Source organism: Streptomyces sp. NPDC048288 (genome assembly GCF_043201555.1).
Classification (GTDB): domain Bacteria; phylum Actinomycetota; class Actinomycetes; order Streptomycetales; family Streptomycetaceae; genus Streptomyces.
Genome location: NZ_JBICZD010000002.1, coordinates 278,450 through 300,811, shown reverse-complemented (window position 1 = coordinate 300,811; position 22,362 = coordinate 278,450). Strand labels below are relative to the sequence as shown.

General features: G+C 72.9%; 20 protein-coding genes and 1 pseudogene. 15 read left to right on the top strand and 6 right to left on the bottom strand.

All coding sequences use genetic code 11. The features are described 5' to 3' along the window. Nucleotides 1-36 precede the first annotated feature (36 nt). The 11 genes from ACGFZS_RS07720 (at nt 37) to ACGFZS_RS07670 (ending at nt 11,760) form a co-directional block, all read left to right on the top strand. Entirely contained in the window at nt 37-450 is a 414-nt protein-coding gene (locus ACGFZS_RS07720) for a DUF3151 domain-containing protein (protein WP_393794330.1), read from the top strand. A 147-nt stretch (nt 451-597) separates the two neighbouring features. After that, the gene (locus ACGFZS_RS07715; protein ID WP_393794329.1) at nt 598-1,440 is read left to right on the top strand and encodes a tryptophan 2,3-dioxygenase family protein; all 843 of its coding nucleotides are present in this window, start codon (nt 598-600) and stop codon (nt 1,438-1,440) included. Next, nucleotides 1,433-2,641: a kynureninase gene (gene kynU, locus ACGFZS_RS07710; RefSeq protein ID WP_393794328.1), complete on the top strand. Its 1,209-nt coding sequence runs from the start codon at nt 1,433-1,435 to the stop codon at nt 2,639-2,641. The genes ACGFZS_RS07715 and kynU overlap by 8 nt, the downstream gene beginning before the upstream one ends. Before the next feature lie 176 nt (nt 2,642-2,817). Further along, nucleotides 2,818-3,693 carry an alpha/beta hydrolase gene (locus ACGFZS_RS07705; RefSeq protein ID WP_393794327.1) on the top strand — a complete coding sequence of 292 codons (876 nt, stop codon included), beginning with the start codon at nt 2,818-2,820 and terminating at the stop codon, nt 3,691-3,693. A gap of 453 nt (nt 3,694-4,146) precedes the next feature. Next, nucleotides 4,147-5,073, top strand: a complete 927-nt coding sequence (locus tag ACGFZS_RS07700) for an alpha/beta hydrolase (protein WP_393794326.1) — start codon at nt 4,147-4,149, stop codon at nt 5,071-5,073. Then, a complete protein-coding gene (locus ACGFZS_RS07695) occupies nt 5,066-6,463 on the top strand; it encodes an acyltransferase (RefSeq protein WP_393794325.1) in 1,398 nt (465 codons plus the stop codon). Before ACGFZS_RS07700 ends, ACGFZS_RS07695 begins: the two co-directional genes overlap by 8 nt. Next, nucleotides 6,456-7,919 (top strand): sensor histidine kinase, encoded by a 1,464-nt coding sequence (locus tag ACGFZS_RS07690; RefSeq protein ID WP_393794324.1) that lies wholly within the window; start codon nt 6,456-6,458, stop codon nt 7,917-7,919. Before ACGFZS_RS07695 ends, ACGFZS_RS07690 begins: the two co-directional genes overlap by 8 nt. After that, nucleotides 7,916-8,617 (top strand): response regulator, encoded by a 702-nt coding sequence (locus tag ACGFZS_RS07685; RefSeq protein ID WP_393794323.1) that lies wholly within the window; start codon nt 7,916-7,918, stop codon nt 8,615-8,617. Before ACGFZS_RS07690 ends, ACGFZS_RS07685 begins: the two co-directional genes overlap by 4 nt. A gap of 75 nt (nt 8,618-8,692) precedes the next feature. After that, nucleotides 8,693-10,057: a sensor histidine kinase gene (locus ACGFZS_RS07680; protein WP_393794322.1), complete on the top strand. Its 1,365-nt coding sequence runs from the start codon at nt 8,693-8,695 to the stop codon at nt 10,055-10,057. Then, the gene (locus tag ACGFZS_RS07675; protein WP_355712749.1) at nt 10,054-10,719 is read left to right on the top strand and encodes a response regulator transcription factor; all 666 of its coding nucleotides are present in this window, start codon (nt 10,054-10,056) and stop codon (nt 10,717-10,719) included. Before ACGFZS_RS07680 ends, ACGFZS_RS07675 begins: the two co-directional genes overlap by 4 nt. Before the next feature lie 240 nt (nt 10,720-10,959). Then, complete coding sequence (locus ACGFZS_RS07670) at nt 10,960-11,760, top strand: MHYT domain-containing protein (protein WP_393794321.1); 801 nt, start codon at nt 10,960-10,962, stop codon at nt 11,758-11,760. Here ACGFZS_RS07670 and vanR-Sc read toward each other — a convergent pair. Next, nucleotides 11,750-12,412, bottom strand: coding sequence for a VanSc-type vancomycin resistance response regulator transcription factor VanR (gene vanR-Sc, locus ACGFZS_RS07665; protein WP_359206323.1), 663 nt, complete (start codon nt 12,410-12,412; stop codon nt 11,750-11,752). The genes ACGFZS_RS07670 and vanR-Sc overlap by 11 nt on opposite strands. 248 nt (nt 12,413-12,660) lie before the next feature. On the opposite strand from vanR-Sc, the gene ACGFZS_RS07660 reads away from it, so the two are divergent. Continuing rightward, nucleotides 12,661-13,872, top strand: coding sequence for a cytochrome P450 (locus tag ACGFZS_RS07660; RefSeq protein WP_393794320.1), 1,212 nt, complete (start codon nt 12,661-12,663; stop codon nt 13,870-13,872). Here the strand turns inward: ACGFZS_RS07660 and ACGFZS_RS07655 are convergent. The 3 genes and pseudogenes from ACGFZS_RS07655 to ACGFZS_RS07645 form a co-directional block, all read right to left on the bottom strand. Next, nucleotides 13,858-14,433, bottom strand: coding sequence for a hypothetical protein (locus ACGFZS_RS07655; protein WP_393794319.1), 576 nt, complete (start codon nt 14,431-14,433; stop codon nt 13,858-13,860). The genes ACGFZS_RS07660 and ACGFZS_RS07655 overlap by 15 nt on opposite strands. A gap of 73 nt (nt 14,434-14,506) precedes the next feature. After that, nucleotides 14,507-16,083, bottom strand: a pseudogene (locus ACGFZS_RS07650) (ABC transporter permease). Continuing rightward, nucleotides 16,080-16,988 carry an ATP-binding cassette domain-containing protein gene (locus ACGFZS_RS07645; protein ID WP_393794318.1) on the bottom strand — a complete coding sequence of 303 codons (909 nt, stop codon included), beginning with the start codon at nt 16,986-16,988 and terminating at the stop codon, nt 16,080-16,082. Before ACGFZS_RS07645 ends, ACGFZS_RS07650 begins: the two are co-directional and overlap by 4 nt. 83 nt (nt 16,989-17,071) lie before the next feature. Between ACGFZS_RS07645 and ACGFZS_RS07640 the strand changes: the two genes are divergently transcribed. Continuing rightward, nucleotides 17,072-17,566 carry a GbsR/MarR family transcriptional regulator gene (locus tag ACGFZS_RS07640; RefSeq protein WP_393660178.1) on the top strand — a complete coding sequence of 165 codons (495 nt, stop codon included), beginning with the start codon at nt 17,072-17,074 and terminating at the stop codon, nt 17,564-17,566. A 43-nt stretch (nt 17,567-17,609) separates the two neighbouring features. On the opposite strand, the gene ACGFZS_RS07635 is transcribed toward ACGFZS_RS07640, so the two are convergent. After that, nucleotides 17,610-19,121, bottom strand: a complete 1,512-nt coding sequence (locus tag ACGFZS_RS07635; RefSeq protein WP_393794317.1) for an APC family permease — start codon at nt 19,119-19,121, stop codon at nt 17,610-17,612. A gap of 150 nt (nt 19,122-19,271) precedes the next feature. Between ACGFZS_RS07635 and ACGFZS_RS07630 the strand changes: the two genes are divergently transcribed. Together ACGFZS_RS07630 and eutC are read left to right on the top strand one after the other, a co-directional pair. Continuing rightward, nucleotides 19,272-20,660: an ethanolamine ammonia-lyase subunit EutB gene (locus ACGFZS_RS07630; RefSeq protein ID WP_393794316.1), complete on the top strand. Its 1,389-nt coding sequence runs from the start codon at nt 19,272-19,274 to the stop codon at nt 20,658-20,660. Next, on the top strand, nt 20,657-21,412 hold the full coding sequence (gene eutC, locus ACGFZS_RS07625; RefSeq protein WP_393794315.1) for an ethanolamine ammonia-lyase subunit EutC: 756 nt from the start codon (nt 20,657-20,659) through the stop codon (nt 21,410-21,412). The genes ACGFZS_RS07630 and eutC overlap by 4 nt, the downstream gene beginning before the upstream one ends. Before the next feature lie 38 nt (nt 21,413-21,450). Here eutC and ACGFZS_RS07620 read toward each other — a convergent pair whose 3' ends face one another. Next, complete coding sequence (locus ACGFZS_RS07620) at nt 21,451-22,287, bottom strand: diacylglycerol kinase family protein (RefSeq protein ID WP_393794314.1); 837 nt, start codon at nt 22,285-22,287, stop codon at nt 21,451-21,453. Nucleotides 22,288-22,362 lie beyond the last annotated feature (75 nt).

Genomic DNA, 22,362 nt, shown 5'->3' with positions numbered 1-22,362 from the left:
CGAGGCCGCGGGCCCGGGTGCGCCAGACTGGAGCCCATGAGCATTCACGAGAACCTCCTCGGCGGCCCGCCCCCGACCCACCTCCCCGACGAACCCGCCCCCCGCGAGCTCCTCGCGCAGGGCACCGCGCCCGCGGACGTCGCCGCCAAGTACCCCACCTCCTCGCTCGCCTGGGCGCAGCTCGCCGACGACGCGTTCGAGCGCGGCTCGGTCGTCGAGTCGTACGCCTACGCCCGTACGGGCTACCACCGCGGACTGGACGCGCTGCGCCGCAACGGCTGGAAGGGCCACGGGCCCGTCCCCTGGGAGCACGAGCCCAATCGCGGCTTCCTGCGCGCGCTGCACGCCCTCGCCCGTGCCGCCCAGGCGATCGGTGAGCAGGAGGAGTACGAGCGCTGCTCGCAGTTCCTGAAGGACTCCTCGCCGGTCGCGGCCCAGACCCTGGGCTAGCCGCCCGTTCGGCTCTGTGGCCCGTCTGGCAACAGGCGGGCCTTGCCGTATCCGGGGTACGTTGCGGAAGATGCCGGTGGGGACCGGGGCCCCCGTGTCGGCATCGGCAGGGGCGGACCGCTACCCGGAGTACAACAGGAGACAGCGATGTCCCACGAGGCTCTCGCAACGAACGAGCCCGAGACCCCGCATCTCGACTTCGCCGGCACGACACCGTACGAGGACTACGTCAAGGCCGACGTGCTCACCCACCTCCAGCACACCCTCTCCGACGACCCCGGAGAGATGGTCTTCCTGGTCACCACCCAGGTCATGGAGCTGTGGTTCACCGTCATCGTCCACGAGTGGGAGACCGCCGGGGCCGCGCTGCGCGCCGACGACATCCCCACCGCGATCGCCGCGCTGAAGCGTTCCACCCGCGAGCTGGAGGCGCTGAACGCCTCCTGGAAGCCGCTCGGCCAGCTCACCCCCGCCCAGTTCAACTCCTACCGGTCCGCGCTCGGCGAGGGCTCCGGCTTCCAGTCGGCGATGTACCGGCGGATGGAGTTCCTGCTCGGCGAGAAGTCCGCGTCCATGCTCGTCCCGCACCGCGGGGCACCGCGCGTGTACGCCGAACTGGAGAAGGCGCTGCAGCAGCCGAGCCTGTACGACGAGGTGGTGCGGCTGCTGGCGCGGCGGGGGTATCCGATCCCGGACGCGGTGACGGTGGAACGTGACATTTCACTGCCCTATACACCTTCCGACGCCGTCGAGGCCGCCTGGACCGCCGTCTACTCCGGCGACGGCGACACCGGACTCGCCCGCCTCGGCGAGGCGCTGACCGACGTGGCCGAACTCGTCTGGCGCTGGCGCAACGACCACCTGGTCGCCACCCGCCGCGCCATGGGCGCCAAGCCCGGCACCGGCGGCTCGGCCGGGGTCGCCTGGCTGGAGAAGCGCGCCCGCAAGAACGTGTTCCCCGAGCTGTGGACGGCGAGGTCCCATGTCTGAGCCGACCCTGAGGGCGCAGAAGCTGGACGGCGCGGACGAACTCGCCGCGCTCCGCTCCCGCTTCGTCCTCGACGACGTTGTGTACCTCGACGGCAACTCACTGGGCGCCCTGCCCGCGCACGTCCCCGGCCGGGTCGAGGACGTCGTGCGCCGGCAGTGGGGCGAGCTGCGCATCCGCTCCTGGGACGAGAGCGGCTGGTGGACGGCGCCGGAGCGGATCGGCGACCGGATCGCCCCGCTGGTCGGCGCGGCGGCCGGGCAGATCGTCGTGGGCGACTCCACCAGTGTCAACGTCTTCAAGGCGCTGGTGGGCGCGGTACGGCTCGCGGGGGAGGGCCGCGACGAGATCCTCGTCGACGCGACCACCTTCCCCACCGACGGTTACATCGCCGACTCGGCGGCCCGGATGACGGGGTGCGTGCTACGACCGGTCACCCCGGCGGAGGTGCCCGCCGCCCTGGGCGACCGCACCGCCGCCGTGCTGCTCAACCACGTCGACTACCGCACGGGCCGGCTGCACGATCTCCCCGCCCTCACCGGCGCGGTCCGCGCGGCCGGCGCCGTCTCCGTCTGGGACCTGTGCCACAGCGCGGGCGCGCTGCCCGTCGGCCTCGACGAGCACGGGGTGGACCTGGCGGTCGGCTGCACCTACAAGTACCTGAACGGCGGCCCGGGTTCACCCGCGTACCTGTACGTCCGCAGCGGCCTGCAGGACCGTTTCGACTCCCCGCTCCCCGGCTGGAACTCGCACACGGAGCCCTTCGGGATGCGGCCGGAGTACGAACCGGCCGCGGGCGCGGTGCGCGGTCGCGTCGGCACCCCGGACATCCTCTCCATGCTGGCCCTGGAGGCGGCGCTGGAGGTCTGGGACGGGGTGCCGGTGGCCGCCGTACGCGCCAAGTCCCTGGCCCTGACGGACTTCTTCCTGGAGTGCGTCGAGGCGTACCTGCCGGCGGGCCGCGTGGAGTGCGTGACCCCGGTGGCGCACGAGGAGCGCGGCAGCCAGATCGCGCTGCGCTGCCCCGACGCCGGGGACGTGATGCGCCGGCTGATCGAGCGGGGCGTGGTCGGGGACTTCCGGCACCCCGACGTCCTCCGCTTCGGCTTCACTCCGCTCTACGTCGGTTTCGCGGACGTGGAGCGGGCGGCGCGGGTACTGGGGGAGGTGGCGGGAGAGGCGGCGGGATCGGTCGTCGAGTAGCGATATGACGACTTGGTGATCTCGGTGCGGGGGCCGGGACGGTACAGAACCGTTCAATCCTCACCGTGCGTGACATCCACGTGTCGCCGCACGTCACGGGCCTGATACCGTCCCGGCCAACGGCCGAATTCCCCACCTGGTCCGCCAACACCATTACGTCGCTGAGAGGTTGGAGCATGCCGGAGGACGCCGCAGCAGCCCGGGCCGCCGCAGAGGAGGAGTCGGCCTTCTCGCACCCGCAGGTCGAGCCCGACGCCACGGCCGCGTACGGCGACCACCCCGACCAGGTGATCGACTTCTACGCCCCGCGCGGCGACGAGCCCTCGGCCCCGCTCGTCGTGGTCCTGCACGGCGGCGCGTGGCGCGCGCCGTACGACCGCGCCCACATCACCCCCTTCGCCGACTACCTGGCCCGGCGCGGCTTCGCGGTGGCCAACGTCGAGTACCGGCGCGGCGCCAAGCTGCCCGCGCAGGGCGGTACGGCACCGGTCGCCGGCCGCTGGCCGGACACCTTCGACGACGTGGCCGCAGCCCTGGACGCCCTGCCGGCCCTGGCCCGCGAGGCACTGCCCCAGGCCGACCTGCGCCGTACGGTCCTCACCGGCCACTCGGCGGGCGGCCACCTGGCGCTCTGGGCGGCGGCGCGGCACGTCCTCCCGGCGGACGCCGCATGGCGCACCTCCGGCCCGGCTCCGCTGCGCGGCGTCGTCGCCCTGGCCCCGATCGCGGACTTCGCGATGGCCGAGAAGCTGGACGTCTGCGGCAACGCCTCACTCCAACTCCTCGGCGGCAACGACCACTTCACCGACCGCCAGTGCTACGCCGACCCCGCGCTGCTCCTCCCGACCGGCATCGCCACCACCCTGGTCCAGGGCCGCTCGGACCTGGTCGTCCCGCAGGCGGTCGCCGAGTCCTACGCGGACGCGGCGGCGAAGGCGGGCGAGGTGGTCGGCCTGACGCTGCTGGAGGACGTCGGCCACTTCCCGCTCATCGACCCCGCGGCCGACGCCTGCGCGGTGGCGGCGGAGGAGATCGCCCAGCTCGCCTGGTGACCCCGACCCGGGGATACCCGTAGTACCTGAGAGCTACCTCCCACATGAGTTCCCTGGCGTGACGCGGACGACGCCCCTCGCTCCGTAACTTCCCGATCAGACAAGCCCGACAGCCGGGCGGACTGAACGGGGGGCGGACGGATGGCGGGGGAGACGGGGGAGCGGGAGCGCGAGCAGGAGCGCGGCGTCCGGGGTCGGCCTCGCAGCCGACTTCTGAGCTGCGGGCAATCGTGCCGCTGGGGCGGCACGGGTGGGCGATGGGGGTCCCCCCGCTCGAGCGAAGCCGAGAGTGGGGGAGGCACCCCGCAAGCGCGGGTGAGCGAAACCCCGGACCTCAGCGCAACCGACCTTGCTGACCCAGTACCGGCAAGCGCACCCCCACTCCCACCCCCAACTCGCCGCCTCCCGCGCAGACTCCGCCGTACCGCCCTCGCCGCCCTCCTCACCGCCGCCGTGGTCCTCCCCCTCTCCGCGGCCACCCGCCCCCAGATCCCCGCCCCACCCCCCGCCGCCCTCTCCACCCCCCTCACCCCGGCCACCCTCACCACCGCCTACACGGCCAACCGCGAGAACGCCGCCGAAGCCGCCCGCATGGCCGCCGCCCACGGCGACCGCTCCCGCGCCGCTGCCGACCGCACCCTCGCGTCCCCCACCCGCCACCTCCTCCACTTCGACGCGCGCGGCACCGGCCAGGCCACCGAGGTCCTCGGCGACCTGGCGCACGCCACCCGCGTCGCCGTCCTCGTCCCCGGCTCGGACACCACCCTCGACACCTACGCCCGCTTCCACACCGCGGCGGAGTCCCTCTACCGGCGTCTCACCCGCGAGGCCCCCAGGACCACCCCCACCGCGGTCGTCGCCTGGCTCGGCTACCGGACCCCCGCCACCATCAGCACCACCGTCCTCACCCCGGGCCGGGCCGACCAAGCCGCCCCGCACCTGCGCGAGTTCATCCGCGAACTCCGCACCCTCACCGCCCCCGGTCCGGCGGCGGTCTCCCTCCTCTGCCACTCCTACGGCACGGTCGTCTGCGCCCGGGCCGCGCCCGCCCTCTCCGGTCTCGGCGTCACCGACATCGCGTTCGTCGGCAGCCCCGGCACCGGCACCGGCGCCGACTCGGCCGCGGCGCTGCACACCTCGGCCCGCGTCTGGGCGGCCCGCGGCGCCGGCGACTGGATCGCCGACGTCCCGCATCTGCGCCTCGGCCTCTTCGGTACCACCGTCGGCTTCGGCACCGACCCCGTCTCCCCCTCCTTCGGCGCCCGCGTCTTCGCGGCGGGCCCCGGCGGCCACAGCGACTACTTCACCCCGGGCTCGGCCTCCCTGGCCAACCTCGCCCGGATCGTCCTCGGCGAGACAACGGAGGTCACCCGTGCGTAAGCCACCACCCCTTCACCTCCCCCACCGCGTACGCCACTTCCCCCACCACGTCCGCCACCTCCCCCACCGCGTCCGCCACTTCCCCGACCGGGCACGGCGCCTCGCCCTCCGCCTCGACGCCACCACCCCACCCGACCGCGACCGTGCCGTCGACGCCCTGCGCGCGTTCGCCATCCTCGGTGTGGTCCTGGGCCACTGGCTGGTGACGGCGCTGGTGGCGGACGGCGGCGACCTGCGCACCAGCAGCCCCCTGCAGCACCTGCCCGGACTGGCCCCGATCTCCTGGGCGTTCCAGACCCTGGCGGTGTTCTTCCTGGTCGGCGGCCAGGTCGCCACCCGCAGCTACACGTCCGCGCAGGCGAAGGGCACCCCGTACCACCGCTGGCTGACGACCCGGCTGGCCCGTCTCTTCAAACCGGTGGCCGCCCTCCTCACCCTGTGGACGGTCGCGACCGCCGCCCTTCTCCTCTCCGGCACCGACTTCGCCACCGTGCACACCCTCGCCAAACTCGCCCTGTCCCCCCTCTGGTTCCTCGTGGTGTTCGCGGCGCTGACGGCGGCGACCCCGCTGGTCTCCCGGCTCAACCCGCTGTGGCCGCTGGCCGTCGTCCTCCATGTGGACCTGCTCCGTTTCGGCTTCGGCGCCCCGCCCGGCCTCGGCTGGGTGAACCTCGCGGCGGGCTGGCTGGTGCCGTACACCCTCGGCGCCGCCTGGACCCGCGGCGAACTGGACCGCCCGCGCGCGGGCTGGGTGCTGCTCGTCGGCGGTACGGCGGTGACGGCCGGGCTCGTGGCTTTCGCGGGCTACCCGGCCGCGATGGTCGGCGTCCCGGGCGCGTCCGTCTCCAACCTCAACCCGCCCACCCTGGCCGCCGTCACCTTCGGCCTGGCCCAGTGCGGCCTCGCCCTGCTCCTGCGGGACCGGCTGCGCCGTGCGATGCGCCGCCCCCTGCTCTGGACGGCGGTGGCCTTCGTGAACCTCTCCGCGATGACGATCTTCCTCTGGCACCAGACCGCCCTGATGGCGACCACGGCCACCGGCCTCCTGCTCGGGCACCTGCCCGGCCTCCACACACCCCCCGACCACCTCGGCTGGGTCGCGGCCCGCCTGCTCTGGCTCCCGGTGTTCGCCCTGACGCTCACCGTCTGCTGGGCGGCGTTCCACCCGTACGAGCGCCCCGGCACCCGGCACGGCCCCCACCGCCCCCGCCCCCGCTCGCACGTCATCCGCACCCACCGCTCCTCCGCCTCGCCCGACCCATCCACCTCCGTCGCCTCGTCCAGCTCCTCCACCTCCACGCCCACCCCCACCCCCACCTCCACCCCCACCCCCATCTCCTCCTCCACCTCGTCCGATCGGGCGACACCGGCAGGAGTCCGTCATGTCTAGGCTGATCGCTGTGACAGGGACGGGGACGGGGACGGGGACGGACACGGGGAGCCGCCGGGCGGAGTGGACCGGGCGGGTGCTGCGCTGGCTGCGGATGCTCCGCGACGACCTGTGCACCACCCGCCTCGACCCGCTGCCCCCCTCCGTATGGCTGCGCTGGCTGCCGCACGGCGTGCTGTGCCTGGCGGCGTTCGGCATCACGGTCGGCGGTATCGCGCAGCTGCAGGACAACGGGCATCTGGGCCTCGGCCTCGCCTTCCTGCTCGGGTCGGCGCAGGGCAGCGCCGTGGTCCTCGCGATGTGGCGGCCCGTCCCGGCGTGGTGGATGTCGATGGCGGCCACGCTGGTGGGCGCCCTCGCGCTGCACGGCCGGCTGGGCATGGTCAAGGGGGTCTTCTTCACCTGGCCCTGGACCGTGGCCGGGATCATCGCGCATCTGCTGGTCCTGCTGCTGCTCGCGCTGCGGGTCCGCGCCCGGGCGGCCGTCGAGGCACTGGCCCTGACCGCGCTGCTCACCTGGGTTTTCGACGGGGTCTGGGGTGCACCGCCGCACCAGTCCACCTCGGTGCTCACCGTCGTCCTGTCGGGGATCGTCGTGGCGCTCGGCACGGCGCTGCGCGGCCGCCGCGAGGCGCGCGCCGAACTCGGCCGGCAGGCCTCGCTCACCGAGGAGGAGCGGGCCCGGCGCACCCTGCTGGAGGAGCGCAGCCGGATCGCCCGCGAGCTGCACGACGTGGTCGCGCACCACATGTCGGTCATCTCGATCCAGGCCCAGGTCGCTCCACACCTTGTGGACAACCCCTCGGACGAACTCCGGGAGAACCTCGACGGCATCCGGCACAACGCGCTGGAGGCGCTGACCGAACTGCGCAGAGTGCTGGGCGTGCTGCGCTCGGAGGGCCCCGACGCGGACGCGCCCGACGACACCGGCACCGGCCCGCACAGCCCGCAGCCCACCCTGGACCGGCTGGACGCGCTGGTCGAGAACACCAGGGCGGCCGGTCTGACGGTCACCGTCCGGATCAACGGCGAGCGGCGCCCGATGCAGTCGGGCGTGGAGCTGTCGGCGTACCGGATCGTGCAGGAGGCGCTGAGCAACGTCCTGCGGCACGCGCCGGGTGCCACCGCCCATGTCGAGATCGAGTACATCCCCTACGGGCTGCTGGTGTCCGTCGCCAACTCCCGGCCGGCCCGGCCCGCGCCGCCGTCGCCGGGCGCCGGGCACGGACTGCTCGGCATGCGGGAGCGGACCACGATGCTCGGCGGTTCGCTGACGGCGGGACCCGGCGCGGACGGCGGCTACCGGGTCTTCGCGGAGCTCCCGGCCGCCGGTCCCGCCGCCGGCACCACCCACAGTCGGCCTGTCCCCCCGGCCCGTCGCCCCGGCCCGAAGCCGACCCATCGCCCCGACGCGAAGCCGGCCCATCACCCCGATCCGAAGGACGACCGCGCATGACGAGCAGCAGCAGCAGTGGCAGCAGCCCCATCCGGGTGGTCATCGCCGACGACCAGCAGATGGTCCGGCAGGGTTTCACCGTGCTGCTCAACGCCCAGCCCGGTATCGAGGTGGTCGGCCAGGCGGTGGACGGGCTGGACGCGGTGGTCCAGGTGGCCGAACTCACCCCGGACGTCGTCCTCATGGACATCCGCATGCCCGAACTGGGCGGTATCGAGGCCACCCGCCGCATCGTCGGCGAGCGCCCGCACATCAAGGTGCTGGTGCTGACCACCTTCGACCTCGACGAGTACGTGTACGAGGCGCTGCGGGCCGGTGCGTCCGGGTTCCTGCTCAAGGACGCGTCCGCGGACAACCTGGCCGAGGCGGTGCGGGTGGTGGCGGCCGGGGACGCGCTGCTCGCGCCCGGGGTCACCCGGCGGCTGATCGCCCAGTTCTCGCAGCTGGACGGGGGCGGGGTGCGCGCCCCCCTGAAGTCCCGTGTCGCCGATCTGACCGAGCGCGAGACGGAGGTCCTCGCGCTGATCGCCCAGGGCCTGTCGAACGCGGAGATCGCCGAGCGGCTGGTCGTCGCCGAGCAGACCGTGAAGACGCATGTGGGCCGGATCCTGGTGAAGCTGGGCCTGCGGGACCGCACCCAGGCGGCGGTGTTCGCGTACGAGTCGGGTCTGGTCCGGCCCTCCGGCTCGGCCCCGTAGTACCTGAGAGGGATGCCGGAGGACCCTTCTCACTGGTGACGACGGCGACCCCCGCCTCCGCCTACGGTCGTGTACGTGACCGAGACGACCCACACGCAGCCGATGCCGCCGGAGCAGCCGGACGGCGCGTTCGAGCCGTACAAGCCGCGCAGCCCGGAGTTCCGGGCCGCGCTGGACGCCCTGGGCAGGCTGCGGCAGGACCTGTTCCACGACGCCTTCGCCTACCGCCCGTTGCCCCCGCTGAGCGCCGACAGCCGGTTCGTCCGCCGGTTCCCCGGCCGGCTGCGGGAGTACGCGGTCTGGGCCCCGCATCTCGTGGTGGCCGCGGCCGGCGGGGTGGCGCTGCTGGCCGCCGCCACGGACAGCCCGCGGGGGGAGTTCACGGCCCTGCTGTCCGGCCTGTTCGCGCTGGCCCCCGTCCTGCTGACGCTGGCGCGTCCCGTGGCCGCCTTCTGGCTGTCCCTGGTCGCTGCCTGGGTCGGGAACCTGCTGGGCAGCGGCTGGGGCGACTGGCCCTGGGCGTCGGGCAACTTCATCTCCCACCTGGTGGTGCTCACGGTAGTCGCCGTCCGTACCCGCCCGCGCACGGCGGCCTGGATGTGGGCGATCACCGCGCTCTACGGCTTCCTGGCCGTGTCGGCGTTCGGCGGGGGCCACTACAGCGACAACGTCGGCCCGATGACGGTCGTCTCCGCGATAGTCCTGCTGACCGTCTCCGTGCGGCAGATCCGCCGGGAGGCGGAGGAGACGGTGACCGCCCAGCAGACGGAGACCGCGCAGGAGCGTTCGAAGCGCACCCTCCTGGAGGAGCGCACGACGATCGCCCGGGAGCTGCACGATGTGGTGGCCCACCACATGTCGGTGGTGGCGATCCAGGCGGAGGCGGCCCCCTACCGCGTCGAGAACCCGCCGCCGGAGCTGGAGAAGGCGTTCGTCACCATCCGGGAGAACGCGGTGGCCGCGCTCACCGAGCTGCGCCGGGTGCTGGGTGTGGTCCGCGCCGAGGGCTACGAGGCCCCGGACGCCCCGCAGCCCACCCTCGCCGAGCTGGACGCCCTGCTCGCCAATGTGCGGGAGGCGGGCCTGACCGTGGAGAAGGTGGTGACCGGCGCGGTCCGTGAACTCCCGCAGGGCGTGGAGCTGTCGGCGTACCGGATCGTCCAGGAGACGCTGAGCAACACCCTGCGCCACGCGCCGGGGGCGTCCGCCCGGGTGGAGATCGGCTATGTCCTCGGCGGTCTGGGCCTGCGCATGCTCAACGACGCCCCGCCCCGGCCCGCCCTGCTCAAACCGTCGCCCGGCGCCGGTCACGGCATCACGGGGATGCGCGAGCGGGTCTCGATGCTGAACGGCGAGATGACGGCGGCCCCGACGCCCGAGGGAGGCTACGAGGTGACGGTGTTCCTTCCCGTCGCCGCCCGCACCGAAGGTGACGCATGACGATCCGGGTACTGATCGCCGACGACCAGATGATGGTGCGCGAGGGCTTCTCGGTCCTGCTGAACGCGATGCCGGACATCGAGGTGGTCGGCGAGGCGGTCAACGGCCGTGAGGCGGTGGACCGGGTGCGTGAACTGGCCCCCGATGTCGTCCTGATGGACATCCGCATGCCCGAGGTGAACGGCATCGAGGCGACCCGGGAGATCGTGGCCGCGGACAGCGCGGCGAAGGTGCTGGTGCTCACCACCTTCGACCTCGACGAGTACGTCTACCAGGCGCTGCGCGCGGGAGCCTCCGGTTTCCTCCTCAAGGACGCCTCGGCCCGCCAGCTCGCGGACGGGGTGCGGGTGGTGGCGGCGGGCGAGGCGCTCCTGGCCCCCTCGGTCACCCGGCGCCTGATCACGGAGTTCTCCAAACTCTCCGGCACGCCCCGGCTGATGCCCACGGCGCACGCGGCCTACGGGGACCTCACCGACCGCGAGACGGAGGTCCTGATCCTGATCGCCCAGGGTCTCTCCAACGCGGAGATGGCCGAGCGCCTGGTGGTGGCCGAGTCGACGATCAAGACCCATGTCAGCCGGATCCTGGTGAAACTCGGCCTCAGGGACCGCACCCAGGCGGCGGTGTTCGCCTACGAGGCACGGCTGGTGACGCCCGGATAGGGCACATGCCGTCAGCACGGTCGATATTGCGATTCGGTCGCGAGCGGTACAGGTGTGGACACAGTGCGCTCAAGTTGTGTTTGAATGGTGAAGGAATCGGCCACATGGCTTGTTTCGGCCGCCCGTTAACTCCCCTTTCCTTCTGCTACAGCTCTCCTTCGTCTCACCCCCGTCCCCTCGCGCCCGCTTCCCCGGCGGGCGTTGCTTTCGTCCCCGTTTCGCGTGAAGAAAGTTGCCGCGATGACTGCTGACGTGTCCGAGTTCCACTATGGCCTGATCACCCCGATAGCCGCCTATCTGATGGCGTTCCTGGGTTCCGTGCTGGCCCTGCGCTGCACGACCCGTTCGATGGACCGGCGGCGCGGCGAGCGAAGGCTGGGCTGGCTCACCCTGGGGGCGGTCTCCCTGGGCTGCGGCATCTGGACGATGCACTTCATCGCGATGATCGGCTTCAGCGTCGACGGCGCCCTGGTGAGCTACGACACCGGCCGGACGCTGCTGAGCCTCTTCGTCGCCATCGCGGTGGTCGCGGGCGGCGTCTTCCTGGTCGGCTACCGGGGTTCGGGCCCCGCCACCCTGGGCACCGCGGGCGTCCTCACCGGTCTCGGGGTGGCGGCGATGCACTACCTCGGCATGACGGCGGTGCACACCGCCGGCACCGTGCGCTACGACACCACGGTCGTCGTCCTCTCCGTGGTGATCGCCGTGGTCGCCGCGACCGCCGCGCTCTGGGCGGCCGTGTCGATCAGAACGGTGTGGGCGACCGTCGGGGCCGGCCTGGTGATGGGCGCGGCCGTGTCGACCATGCACTACACCGGGATGGCCGCGGTGAGCGTGCACGTGGCCCAGATGCAGTCGGGCGGCCAGTCCTCGACGAGCCTGCTGGCCTTCCTGCTGGTCATGCTGGCCGGCCCGGTGGCGGCCCTGGTCCTGGCGGCGGCGATCGTGATGTTCGACCCCGAGGTCGTCCTCGGCCAGGGCGACTGGCAGCAGACCGAGAGCCACCCGCAGCCCGCGTCGAGCCGCGGCTTCATGTCCTGACGATGCGGTAGCCGACGCCCGGCACCGTGGCGATCAGCCAGGGTTCGCCGAGCCGTTTGCGCAGCGCCGAGACGGTGATGCGGACGGCGTTGGTGAACGGGTCGGCGTTCTCGTCCCAGGCGCGCTCCAGGAGTTCCTCGGCGCTGACGACTCCGCCCTCGGCGGCGACGAGGACCTCCAGCACCGCGAACTGCTTCCTGGTCAGCGCGACATAGCGGCCGTCCCGGTGGACCTCTCGGCGGAACGTGTCCAGGCGCAGACCCGCGATCTCCCGCACGGGGGGCCTGTTGTGGGCCCGCCGGCGGTCCAGCGCCCGGAGCCTGAGCGCGAGTTCCCGCAGCTCGAAGGGTTTCGTGAGGTAGTCGTCGGCACCCAGTCCGAAGCCCGAGGCCTTGTCGTCGATCCGGTCGGCCGCGGTGAGCATGAGGATCGGCATGCCGCTGCCGGAGGCCACGATGCGGGCGGCGATCTCGTCCCCGGAGGGCCCGGGGATGTCCCGGTCGAGGACCGCGATGTCGTAGGAGTTGACGCCCAGCAGTTCCAGGGCCGTGTCGCCGTCCCCCGCGATGTCGGCGGCGATCGCCTCCAGGCGCAGGCCGGTGCGGATGGCCTCTGCCAGGTAGGGCTCGTCCTCGACAATCAGCACACGCATGACGGCAGGCTACGAGCCCGACCGTATCGCCGGCATATCGAAAACCCCATACGCGTCGGCAACCCCCCGCCCCCGCGCCTCGACCGCCGCACGCCGGCTATCTGCCCGAGGGCCCGGTCATCGCCTGGACCGGCGACCTCGCCGCCTGCCTCGACCCGCCGGCCGCGCACCTCAACGCCCGCTGGCCGAACCCCGCCCTCCTGAGACACCCCTGGTCAGGAGGGGGACCGTCGGTCTAACGTCCGTCCATGGCAGCCTTCGACCCCTGGGACCCGGACTTCCTCGCCGACCCGTACCCCTCCTACGCCGAGCTTCGCGCCCGGGGCCGGGTGCGGTACTTCGAGCCCACGCAGCAGTGGCTGGTCCCGCACCACGCCGATGTCTCGGCGCTGCTGCGGGACCGGCGCCTCGGGCGGACGTACCAGCACCGGTTCACGCACGAGGACTTCGGGCGGACCGCGCCCCCGCCGGAGCACGAGCCGTTCCACACCCTCAACGACCACGGCATGCTCGACCTCGAACCGCCGGACCACACCCGGATCCGCCGCCTGGTGTCGAAGGCGTTCACCCCGCGCACGGTCGAGCGGCTCAGGCCGTACGTCACCCGGCTCGCCGGAGAACTCGTCGACGAGCTGGTCGAGAAGGGCGGCGGCGACCTGCTCACCGACGTCGCCGAACCGCTCCCGGTCGCCGTCATCGCCGAGATGCTGGGCATCCCGGAGGCGGACCGGGCGCCGCTGCGGCCCTGGTCGGCGGAGATCTGCGGGATGTACGAGCTGAACCCGTCCGAGGACACGGCGGCCAGGGCGGTGCGCGCGAGCACCGAGTTCTCCGACTACCTGCGCGGGCTGATCGCCGAGCGGCGCAGGCACCCCGGCGACGACCTGATCTCCGGGCTCATCGCCGCGCACGACGAGGACGACCGGCTCACCGAGCAGGAGATGATCTCCACCGCCGTCCTGCTCCTCAACGCCGGCCACGAGGCCACCGTCAACGCCACGGTGGGCGGCTGGTACGCCCTCTTCCGCAACCCCGCCCAGCTCGCCGCCCTGCGCGCCGACCACTCCCTGATCCCCACCGCGATCGAGGAGCTGATGCGCTACGACACCCCGCTCCAGCTCTTCGAACGCTGGGTGCTCGACGAGATCGAGATCGACGGGACGACGATTCCCCGCGGCGCCGAGATCGCCATGCTCTTCGGCTCCGCCAACCACGACCCGGCCGTCTTCCAGGACCCCGACCGCCTCGACCTCACCCGCCGCGACAACCCGCACATCTCCTTCAGCGCCGGCATCCACTACTGCATCGGCGCGCCGCTCGCCCGGATCGAACTGGCCGCCTCCATGCAGGCCCTGCTGGAACGGGCCCCCACGCTGGAGCTGGCGGCGGAGCCGAAGCGGAAACCGAACTTCGTGATCCGTGGTCTGGAGGGGCTGCCGGTGGTGTCAGGACGCCCCTAGGCGGCGGGCCTCACGCCGGACCTCCTCGACCTCGCCCGGGCGCTCCAGCGTGAGGACCCCGGCCTCCTGGCCCTGGTGGAAGATCCGCAGCAGCGGCCCGTCGGTGACCAGCCGCAGGCCGCTCCAGGGGTAGGTCCACAACAGGTTCGCCTGCTGCCAGAGCTGGAGGTGGCGGGAGGTGACGCGCAGTTGGTAGGCGGGGCTCTCGTAGGTCGTGGGCGCGCGAGGCGGGGCGAACGACGGTTTCACGGTGTAGGTCCCGAGCACGTCCTCGTCGGGTTCGAGCGTCTCCGCACGGACCTGGCTCTCGCGGGCGATCCGGCCTCCTGCCCAGGTGACGAGGCCCACCGACGCGCCGGCGATCGGCGCGAAGAACCACCAGGGGAAATGGGCGAGAAGTCCCTGGAGGGCGACCGACCCGCCGACCACGAGTCCGGTCAGCGCGGCGCCGGTCATGGTCGCCCTGCGGATGCGCCGCCGCCTGTCACCGTCGGACGGCCCGGGCTCCGGCTCCGCCGCGTGCCCCACCATCTGGTAACCCCCGTCGTCCGCCGCGCGCATGCCACTGACGGAAGGGAAGACACGACAGTCCGTCGAACGGTTGCACCCCCCGGAGGGGGGCGCCGCCCGCCCGTCACACCGTCAGGTCCCGCCTCCGCAGCCCCGCCAGACCCACGCCCGTCAGGACCGTCGCCAGCCCCAGCAGGGCCGACACCGGCCCCCACTCCATGCCGCCGCCCGGCAGCTTCGGGAGGTGGCCGAAGGGGGAGAGGTCCAGGACGAGGCGGGGGCGTCGAGGGCCGGGCCCACCCAGCCGATCAGCAGGACCGCCACGGCCACCGCCCAGGCCGCCGGGGCGAACCGGGGCGTCAGGCCGTACAGCAGGACGGCCACCCCGCCGATCACCCATACCGCGGGGAGCTGCACCAGGCAGGCGGCGAGGATCGGGCCCACCTCCTTGCCGTAGCCGACGGCGAAGCCCAGGCCCGCGAGGAGCATGATCAGGGCCGCGCCGCCGAAGGCGACGGCGAGATGGCCGGCCGCCCAGCGCAGGCGGCTCACCGCGCAGGCCAGCAGGGGTTCGGCACGCCCGGAGGTCTCCTCGCCGTGCAGCCGCAGGACCGACGCCACCACGTACAGCGCGGCGATCAGGCCCAGCATGCCGACCATCGAGGCGAGGAACGCGTCGGTCAGCCCGCTCCGGCCGCCCATCCGCTCGAAGATCTCGCGGGCGCTCGCGTTGTCGCCGACCAGGTCGGCGGCGCCGTCCGTCAGACCGCCGTAGACCACGCCCGCCAGGAAGAAGCCGAGCGACCAGCCGAGCACCCCGCCCCGCTGGAGCCGCCAGGCGAGCGCGGCGGCGGAGCCGAGGCGGCCGGCGGCCGGGCCGGGCCGGGCGGGGAAGAAGCTCATGCCGAGGTCCCGGCGCCCGGCCAGCAGGTACGCCACACCCGCCTGCAGCAGCACCGCCGCGCCGAACAGCGCGAACACCCACCAGCGTTCGGCGGCGAATGGGCGCAGGTTCTCCAGCCAGCCCAGCGGCGACAGCCACGTCCACAGGGAGGAACCGTCCGTCTTCGCCGAGTCGCCCGCCGCGCGCAGTACGAACGCCGCGCCCAGGACCCCCGAGGTGAGCCCGCGCGCCAGCCGCGCGCTCTCGGTCAGTTGCGCCACGATCGCCGCCATCGTGGCGAAGACCATGCCGACGGCGCCGAGGCCGAGCCCGAGGGCGAGCGCCCCGGCCGCGCCCTGCCCGGCCAGTCCGGCGGCGACCAGCAGGGCCAGGACCCCGTTCGCCACGGCCGCCGCCAGCAGGGCCGCCGTCAGCGACGCCCGGCGGCCCACCGCACCCGAGGCCAGCAGCTCCGCGCGGCCGGTCTCCTCCTCGTCACGGGTGTGCCGTACGACGACGAGCAGGCTGGTCACGGCCGCGAGCAGCCCGGCGTACACGCCCACCCGCCAGGCCGTCAGACCGCCGAGCGAGGTGTCGAAGAGCGGGCCGATCAGGGCGCGGAAGGAGGCGTTGGTGTCCACCTGCCGCAGCAGGTCGGCGCGTTCGGCGTCGGTGCCGTACAGGCCCTTCAGGGTGTTCGGCATGGAGAGGACCATCAGCGTGTTCACCGCGATCCACACCGGGGTGGTCACGCGGTCCCGGCGCAGGGCGAACCGCAGCAGGGTGCCGGTGCCCGTGAGGCCGGAGAGGGTGGTCATCGGGCCGCCACCTGCCCGGTCGCGTCCTCCTGGTAGTGGCGCAGGAAGAGTTCCTCCAGGGTCGGGGGCGTGGAGGTGAGGGAGCGCACGCCGGTCTCGGACAGCGAGCGGAGTACGGCGGTGAGCTGGTCGGTGTCGACCTGGAGGCGGATCCGGTGGCCCTGGACGTCGAGGTCGTGGACGCCGGGCAGGCGGGCAAGGCCGTTGGGCGGACCGGCGAGTTCGGCGCTCACGCTGGTGCGGGTGAGGTGGCGCAGGTCGGCGAGCGAACCGGACTCGACCGTGCGGCCGGCGCGGATGATGCTGACCCGGTCGCAGAGCTCCTCCACCTCGCTGAGGATGTGCGAGGAGAGCAGGACCGTACGGCCCCGGTCGCGCTCCTCCTCCACGCAGCGCTGGAAGACCTCCTCCATGAGGGGGTCGAGGCCGGAGGTCGGTTCGTCGAGGATCAGCAGGTCCACGTCGGAGGCGAAGGCGGCGACCAGGGCGACCTTCTGGCGGTTGCCCTTGCTGTAGGTGCGGCCCTTCTTGGTGGGGTCCAGTTCGAACCGGTCGATCAGGTCGGCGCGCCGGGCGGGGTCCAGGCCCCCGCGCAGCCGGCCGTAGAGGTCGATGACCTCGCCGCCGGAGAGGTTGCGCCACAGGGTCACGTCCCCGGGGACGTAGGCGATCCGGCGGTGCACCTCCACGGCGTCCGTCCAGGGGTCGCGGCCCAGGATCTGCGCGGCGCCCGAGTCGGCGCGCAGCAGGCCGAGCAGGACCCGGATGGTCGTGGACTTGCCGGCGCCGTTGGGGCCGAGGAAGCCGTGCACCTCACCGGCCTCGACGTCCAGGTCGAGGCCGTCCAGGGCCTGGGTGCGGCCGAAGGACTTGTGGAGCCCGGCGACCGTGATTGCCTTCGTCATGCTTCAGAACGTACGCTTTCTTCAGAAGATTGTGAAGTTAAGGAAGCGTAGAAACGAAGTGAAGCCTCGATAGGGTGGTGACCATGACTACGGATGCGGCGGGGCGCGACCAGGAGGCGGTCTCGAAGTTCGTGGAGAGCTTCGCGGCGCAGCTCGTCGAGGCCGGGATGCAGCGCATGCCGGCCCGGATCTTCGCGGCTCTGCTGTCCTCCGACTCGGGCACCCTGACCTCGGCCGAACTGGGGGAGCAGCTCCAGGTCAGCCCGGCGGCGGTGTCCGGCGGGGTGCGCTACCTCGCCCAGCAGCACATGGTCGCGCGGGAGCGGGAACCGGGCTCGCGGCGGGAGCGGTACCGGGTGCACAGCAACCAGTGGTACGAGGCCCTCACCAACCGGGAGGCCGTGATCAAGCGGTGGGAGGGCGCGCTGCGCGAGGGCGTGGCGAGTCTCGGCCCCGAGACCCCGGCGGGTCGGCGGATGGCCGAGACGCTCGCGTTCTTCGAGTTCGTGGACGGGGAGATCGTCGAGATGATGGAACGCTGGCGCCTGCACCGCGACCGCCTCTTCGGCACGGACTGACCCCGCCTCGGGGGCGGACCGGCTCGGCCCGCCCCACCCGTCCCTACCGTTCCTTGGTCTCCTCCAGCACCGTCCGTCCCAGCAGCGCGTACCGCTCGGGGGCGCGGTGCTTGAGGTACTGGGCGTAGCCGATGCCGGTCGCGGCGACCAGGGCCACCAGCCAGGGGGTCGCCTTCAGCAGCAGCGACCCGGACTCCGCGCCGGCCGCGACGCCCATGTTGGACACCAGCAGGACGACCACGGCGAGCATCGCGACCCCGCCGATCAGCGGGGCGGTGAAGGTCTTGAACCAGTGCCGGCTCTCGGGGTGGTTCTTGCGGAAGTAGACGAGGACCGCGAAGGAGCAGACCGCCTGCACGACCAGGATCGCCATGGTGCCGAGGATGGCGAGCAGGACGTAGAGGGCGTTGTACGGGTCCTTGCCCGCGACCCAGAACGCGGCGATCAGGACGGCGGAGATCGCCGTCTGCACCAGGCCCGCGATGTGCGGGGAGCCGTGGTCGGCGTGCGTGCGGCCGATCGTGTTCTGGAGCTTCGGCAGGACGCCCTCGCGGCCCAGCGCGTACATGTAGCGGGCGGCGCAGTTGTGGAAGGCCATGCCGCAGGCCAGCGAGCCGGTGATCATCAGCCACTGCATCACGACGACCGCCCAGTGGCCGACGTAGTGCTCGGTCGGGTTGAAGAAGAGGGCGAGCGGGTTCGCGGAGGAGGCCGCCTTCACCGCCTCCGCCTCGCCGTTGCCGATGATGGCCATCCAGGAGACGAAGACGTAGAAGACGCCGACGCCGAGGACCGAGATCATCGTCGCCTTGGGGATGATCTTCTTCGGGTCGCGGGACTCCTCGCCGTACATCGCCGTCGACTCGAAACCGACCCACGACCAGAAGGCGAAGAAGAGCCCGAGACCGGCGGACGTGCCCTGGAAGGCGTTGACCGGGTTGACCGGCCCGAAGGTGAAGCCGTGCGGGCCGCCGCCGTGCAGGGCGACGGAGATCGCCATCGCGGCGAGGACGGTGACCTCGGTGCCGAGGAGCACGACGAGGAGCTTCTCGGCGACCGAGACCCCGAACCAGGTGCCGGTCGCGTTGATGGCGAGCATCAGGATCGCGAAGGCCCACCAGGGGATGTCGAGGCCGGTCTGGTCCTTGAGCGTGGTGTTGGCGAAGACCGAGAAGATGCCGATCAGGGCCGGTTCGAAGACGACGTACGCGAAGGTCGCGAGGAGGCCGGAGGCGAGGCCGACGGTGCGGCCGAGGCCGTAGGAGATGAAGCCGTAGAAGGCGCCGGTGGAGGTGATGTGCTTGGCCATCGACGTGAAGCCGACGGAAAAGATTGCCAGGACGACCATTGCGACCAGATAGCTGGCCGGGGCGCCGATGCCATTGCCCGACGAGACCATGAAGGGCACGTTGCCGGTCATCGCGGTGATCGGCGCGGCCGTCGCGACGGCCATGAAGACCACGCCCAGCAGGCCGATGGCGTTGGGCTTGAGCCGGTGAACGGCGTTGTCCTCGCTGGTGTTCGCCGCCGGGGCGACTCCCTCGTCCACTGCCATCGGGATGGCCCCTCTCCTGGTGATCCGGTGCGGTACTGGACGGGAACTCTGTAGTCCGAATGAGTCGGCCAAGGGTCTCGGTGCGTTAAATGTTTGTCAACCAGACCTTTAGAAATCTGGCGGCAACACGCCCCTCGTACGGTCGCCGCCATGAGCACGTACAGCGCCACCCTCGGCGGCCACCGCCACCGGTTCGCCTCGCTCGCCCGGCTGCTGGCCGCCGCGAGCCCGGAACGCTCCGGCGACCGGCTGGCCGGACTCGCCGCCGCCTCCGCCCAGGAGCGGGTCGCGGCCCGCTGGGCGCTGGCCGAGGTACCGCTCACCCGGTTCCTCGCCGAGCCGGTGATCCCGTACGAGGACGACGACGTGACCCGGCTGATCGTGGACACCCATGACCCCGTCGCGTTCGCGCCGGTCGCCGGGCTGACGGTCGGCGAGTTCCGCGAGTGGCTGCTGTCGGAGGCGGCGGACCCGGCCGCGCTCGCCGCCCTCGCCCCCGGCCTCACCCCGGAGATGGTCGCGGCGGTGTCCAAACTGATGGGCAACGCCGACCTGGTGGCCGTCGCCCGCAAGGTCCGGGTCGTCACCGCCTTCCGCTCCACCATCGGCCTGCCCGGCCGGATCGCCACCCGCCTCCAGCCCAACCACCCCACCGACGACCCGGCCGGCGTCGCCGCCGCCCTCCTCGACGGCCTGCTGCTCGGCTCCGGAGACGCGGTGATCGGCATCAACCCGGCCACCGACAGCCCGCGCGCCGTCCGCGACCTGCTGGACCTCCTGGACGGCGTGATCAGCCGCCACGCCATCCCCACCCAGTCCTGCGTCCTGTGCCATGTCACGACGAGCGTGGACCTGATGGAGCGCGGCGCCCCGGTGGACCTGGTCTTCCAGTCCATCGCGGGCACCCAGGCCGCGAACGCCTCCTTCGGCGTGACGCTGGGCCTGCTCGACGAGGCGTACGAGGCGGCACGGTCCCTCCGCCGGGGCACGGTCGGCGACAACGCCATGTACTTCGAGACCGGCCAGGGCAGCGCCCTGTCGGCCGGCGCGCACCACGGCGTCGACCAGCAGACGGTGGAGGCACGGGCGTACGCGGTCGCCCGCCGCTACGACCCGCTCCTCGTCAACACCGTCGTCGGCTTCATCGGCCCGGAGTACCTCTACGACGGCCGTCAGATCCTGCGCGCCGCCCTGGAGGACCACTTCTGCGGCAAACTCCTCGGCCTGCCCATGGGCCTGGACATCTGCTACACCAACCACGCCGACGCGGACGACGACGACATCGCGACGATGCTCACCATGCTGGGCGTGGCCGGCGCCTCCTTCGTGATCTGCACCCCGGGCGGCGACGACATCATGCTCAACTACCAGTCCGCCTCCTACCACGACGCGCTCTACCTGCGTGAGGTGCTCGGCCTGCGCCCGGCGCCCGAGTTCGAGGCGTGGCTGGCGTCGATCGGCCTGCTGGACGAGAACGGCGGCCTGCGCGAGGTCAGCGGCCATCCGCTGACGGCCATCGGAAGGGAACTGGTCGCATGACCGAGCCGACGACCCTCGGATCCGACGAACTGTGGCCGCTGCTGCGCCGGCACACCCAGGCCAGGATCGGCCTCGGCCGCTCCGGCTCCGCCCTCCCCACCCGCCACCGCCTCGGCCTCCAGGCCGCCCACGCGGCGGCCCGGGACGCCGTGCACTCGCCGTTCCAACCGGACCTGGTCGCCGCCGCGCTGACCGGTGTGCCGACGGTACGGGTCCGCAGCGCGGCCGGTGACCGGCTCACCTACCTCCAGCGTCCCGACCTGGGGCGCCGCCTCGACCCCACGGACCGTGCCCACCTCCCGGCCGGCCCCTGGGACGTGGTCTTCGTCGTCGCCGACGGGCTCTCCAGCCGGGCGGTGCACGACCACGCGGCGGCGGTGCTGCGGGCGACGGCGGCCCGGCTGGCGGGCTGGCGGATCGCCCCGGTCGTCCTGGCCGAACAGGCCCGTGTGGCCCTCGGCGACGACATCGCCCACACCATGGGCGCCGCGACGGCCGTCGTCCTGGTCGGCGAACGCCCCGGGATGTCCGCGGCGGACTCCCTCGGCGCGTACCTGACCTACCGGCCCGTCCCGGGGGTGACGACGGACGCCGACCGCAACTGCCTCTCCAACATCCGCCCTCCGCTGGGCCTGTCGTACGAGGCCGCGGCGGCGAAGCTGGCGGCGCTGATGGCCAGGGCGCGGGAGCTGGGCCTGACCGGGGTGGCGCTCAAGGACGAGTCGGACGGACCGGCACCGCTGGAGGGGTGAGCGCGGGCCCGGCACGGCCCGCGTCCCGCCGCCGCCGTTCAGGACGGCGGCACCGTGAGCCCCCAGGCCCCCTCCACCACCCGCCACGTCCGCCGCCGTACCGGCCCCGCCACCGTCCCGTCCGCCCGGTAGCGGAAGTCCGCCCCCGCCACCGTCACCGTCCGCCCGGCGGCCCGTACCGGGGTCGCCTCCGCGCCCACCGACAGCGGCCGCACCTCCACCTCGGCGAGGCCGTCCCGGCCGCCCGGGGTCACGGACACCCCCTCCACCGGCTGGTCCAGGTCGACCACCGTCTCGCCGTCGACCTCGATGCGCAGCCGCGCGGGCCCGGGGCGGGGCACCACCGGGGCCGGGCGGGCGGCCAGGGACCGTACGAGGTGCTGGTACGGCCGCAGCCAGCCGCGCGCCGCCACCGCTTCCGGAGCCTCGGCCAGGGCCGCCACCGGCGGGATCCGCAGCGCGCCCAGCACCACCCCGTCGCTGTCGTCGACGAGGAGATCCCGCCGACGTTCCACCCCGTCCAGGACCGCCCGGGCCGCCGCCACCGCGCCGGCGGGCACGCCCAGCGCGTGCGCGACGCCCAGGGTGCCGCCCACCGGGACCATGGACAGCACACATCCGGCCAGCTCCCGCTGCCGGTGCAACAGGGTCACCGCCCGCACCAGAGCGCCGTCGTCGCCCACCACCACCGGGCGCCGCGAGCCCCTGCGGGCCAGTACGCGGGCGAATTCCTCGGGGCCGTCCGGCATGCACACCTTCGTGGCCGCACCCGCGCTGAGCACGTCTTTCGCGATCCGGACGGATTCACCGTCCGTTTCCCGTGCCGCCGGATCGATGATCACGAGCAGCTGATCGGACGTCGCGAATGTCGCCACCTCGGTCGTGCCTCGCTTCCTCGGGTAGCATCACTGTGCAAGAGCCCCTTGCGCTATTGCGCCAGGGGCTTCGTC

Coding starts and splice junctions, on each gene's coding strand:
- ACGFZS_RS07720 (WP_393794330.1), top strand. CDS start 37: ATGAGCATTCACGAGAACCTCCTCGGCGGCCCGCCCCCGACCCACCTC.
- ACGFZS_RS07715 (WP_393794329.1), top strand. CDS start 598: ATGTCCCACGAGGCTCTCGCAACGAACGAGCCCGAGACCCCGCATCTC.
- kynU (WP_393794328.1), top strand. CDS start 1,433: ATGTCTGAGCCGACCCTGAGGGCGCAGAAGCTGGACGGCGCGGACGAA.
- ACGFZS_RS07705 (WP_393794327.1), top strand. CDS start 2,818: ATGCCGGAGGACGCCGCAGCAGCCCGGGCCGCCGCAGAGGAGGAGTCG.
- ACGFZS_RS07690 (WP_393794324.1), top strand. CDS start 6,456: ATGTCTAGGCTGATCGCTGTGACAGGGACGGGGACGGGGACGGGGACG.
- ACGFZS_RS07685 (WP_393794323.1), top strand. CDS start 7,916: ATGACGAGCAGCAGCAGCAGTGGCAGCAGCCCCATCCGGGTGGTCATC.
- ACGFZS_RS07675 (WP_355712749.1), top strand. CDS start 10,054: ATGACGATCCGGGTACTGATCGCCGACGACCAGATGATGGTGCGCGAG.
- ACGFZS_RS07670 (WP_393794321.1), top strand. CDS start 10,960: ATGACTGCTGACGTGTCCGAGTTCCACTATGGCCTGATCACCCCGATA.
- vanR-Sc (WP_359206323.1), bottom strand. CDS start 12,412: ATGCGTGTGCTGATTGTCGAGGACGAGCCCTACCTGGCAGAGGCCATC.
- ACGFZS_RS07660 (WP_393794320.1), top strand. CDS start 12,661: ATGGCAGCCTTCGACCCCTGGGACCCGGACTTCCTCGCCGACCCGTAC.
- ACGFZS_RS07655 (WP_393794319.1), bottom strand. CDS start 14,433: ATGCGCGCGGCGGACGACGGGGGTTACCAGATGGTGGGGCACGCGGCG.
- ACGFZS_RS07645 (WP_393794318.1), bottom strand. CDS start 16,988: ATGACGAAGGCAATCACGGTCGCCGGGCTCCACAAGTCCTTCGGCCGC.
- ACGFZS_RS07640 (WP_393660178.1), top strand. CDS start 17,072: ATGACTACGGATGCGGCGGGGCGCGACCAGGAGGCGGTCTCGAAGTTC.
- ACGFZS_RS07635 (WP_393794317.1), bottom strand. CDS start 19,121: ATGGCAGTGGACGAGGGAGTCGCCCCGGCGGCGAACACCAGCGAGGAC.
- ACGFZS_RS07630 (WP_393794316.1), top strand. CDS start 19,272: ATGAGCACGTACAGCGCCACCCTCGGCGGCCACCGCCACCGGTTCGCC.
- eutC (WP_393794315.1), top strand. CDS start 20,657: ATGACCGAGCCGACGACCCTCGGATCCGACGAACTGTGGCCGCTGCTG.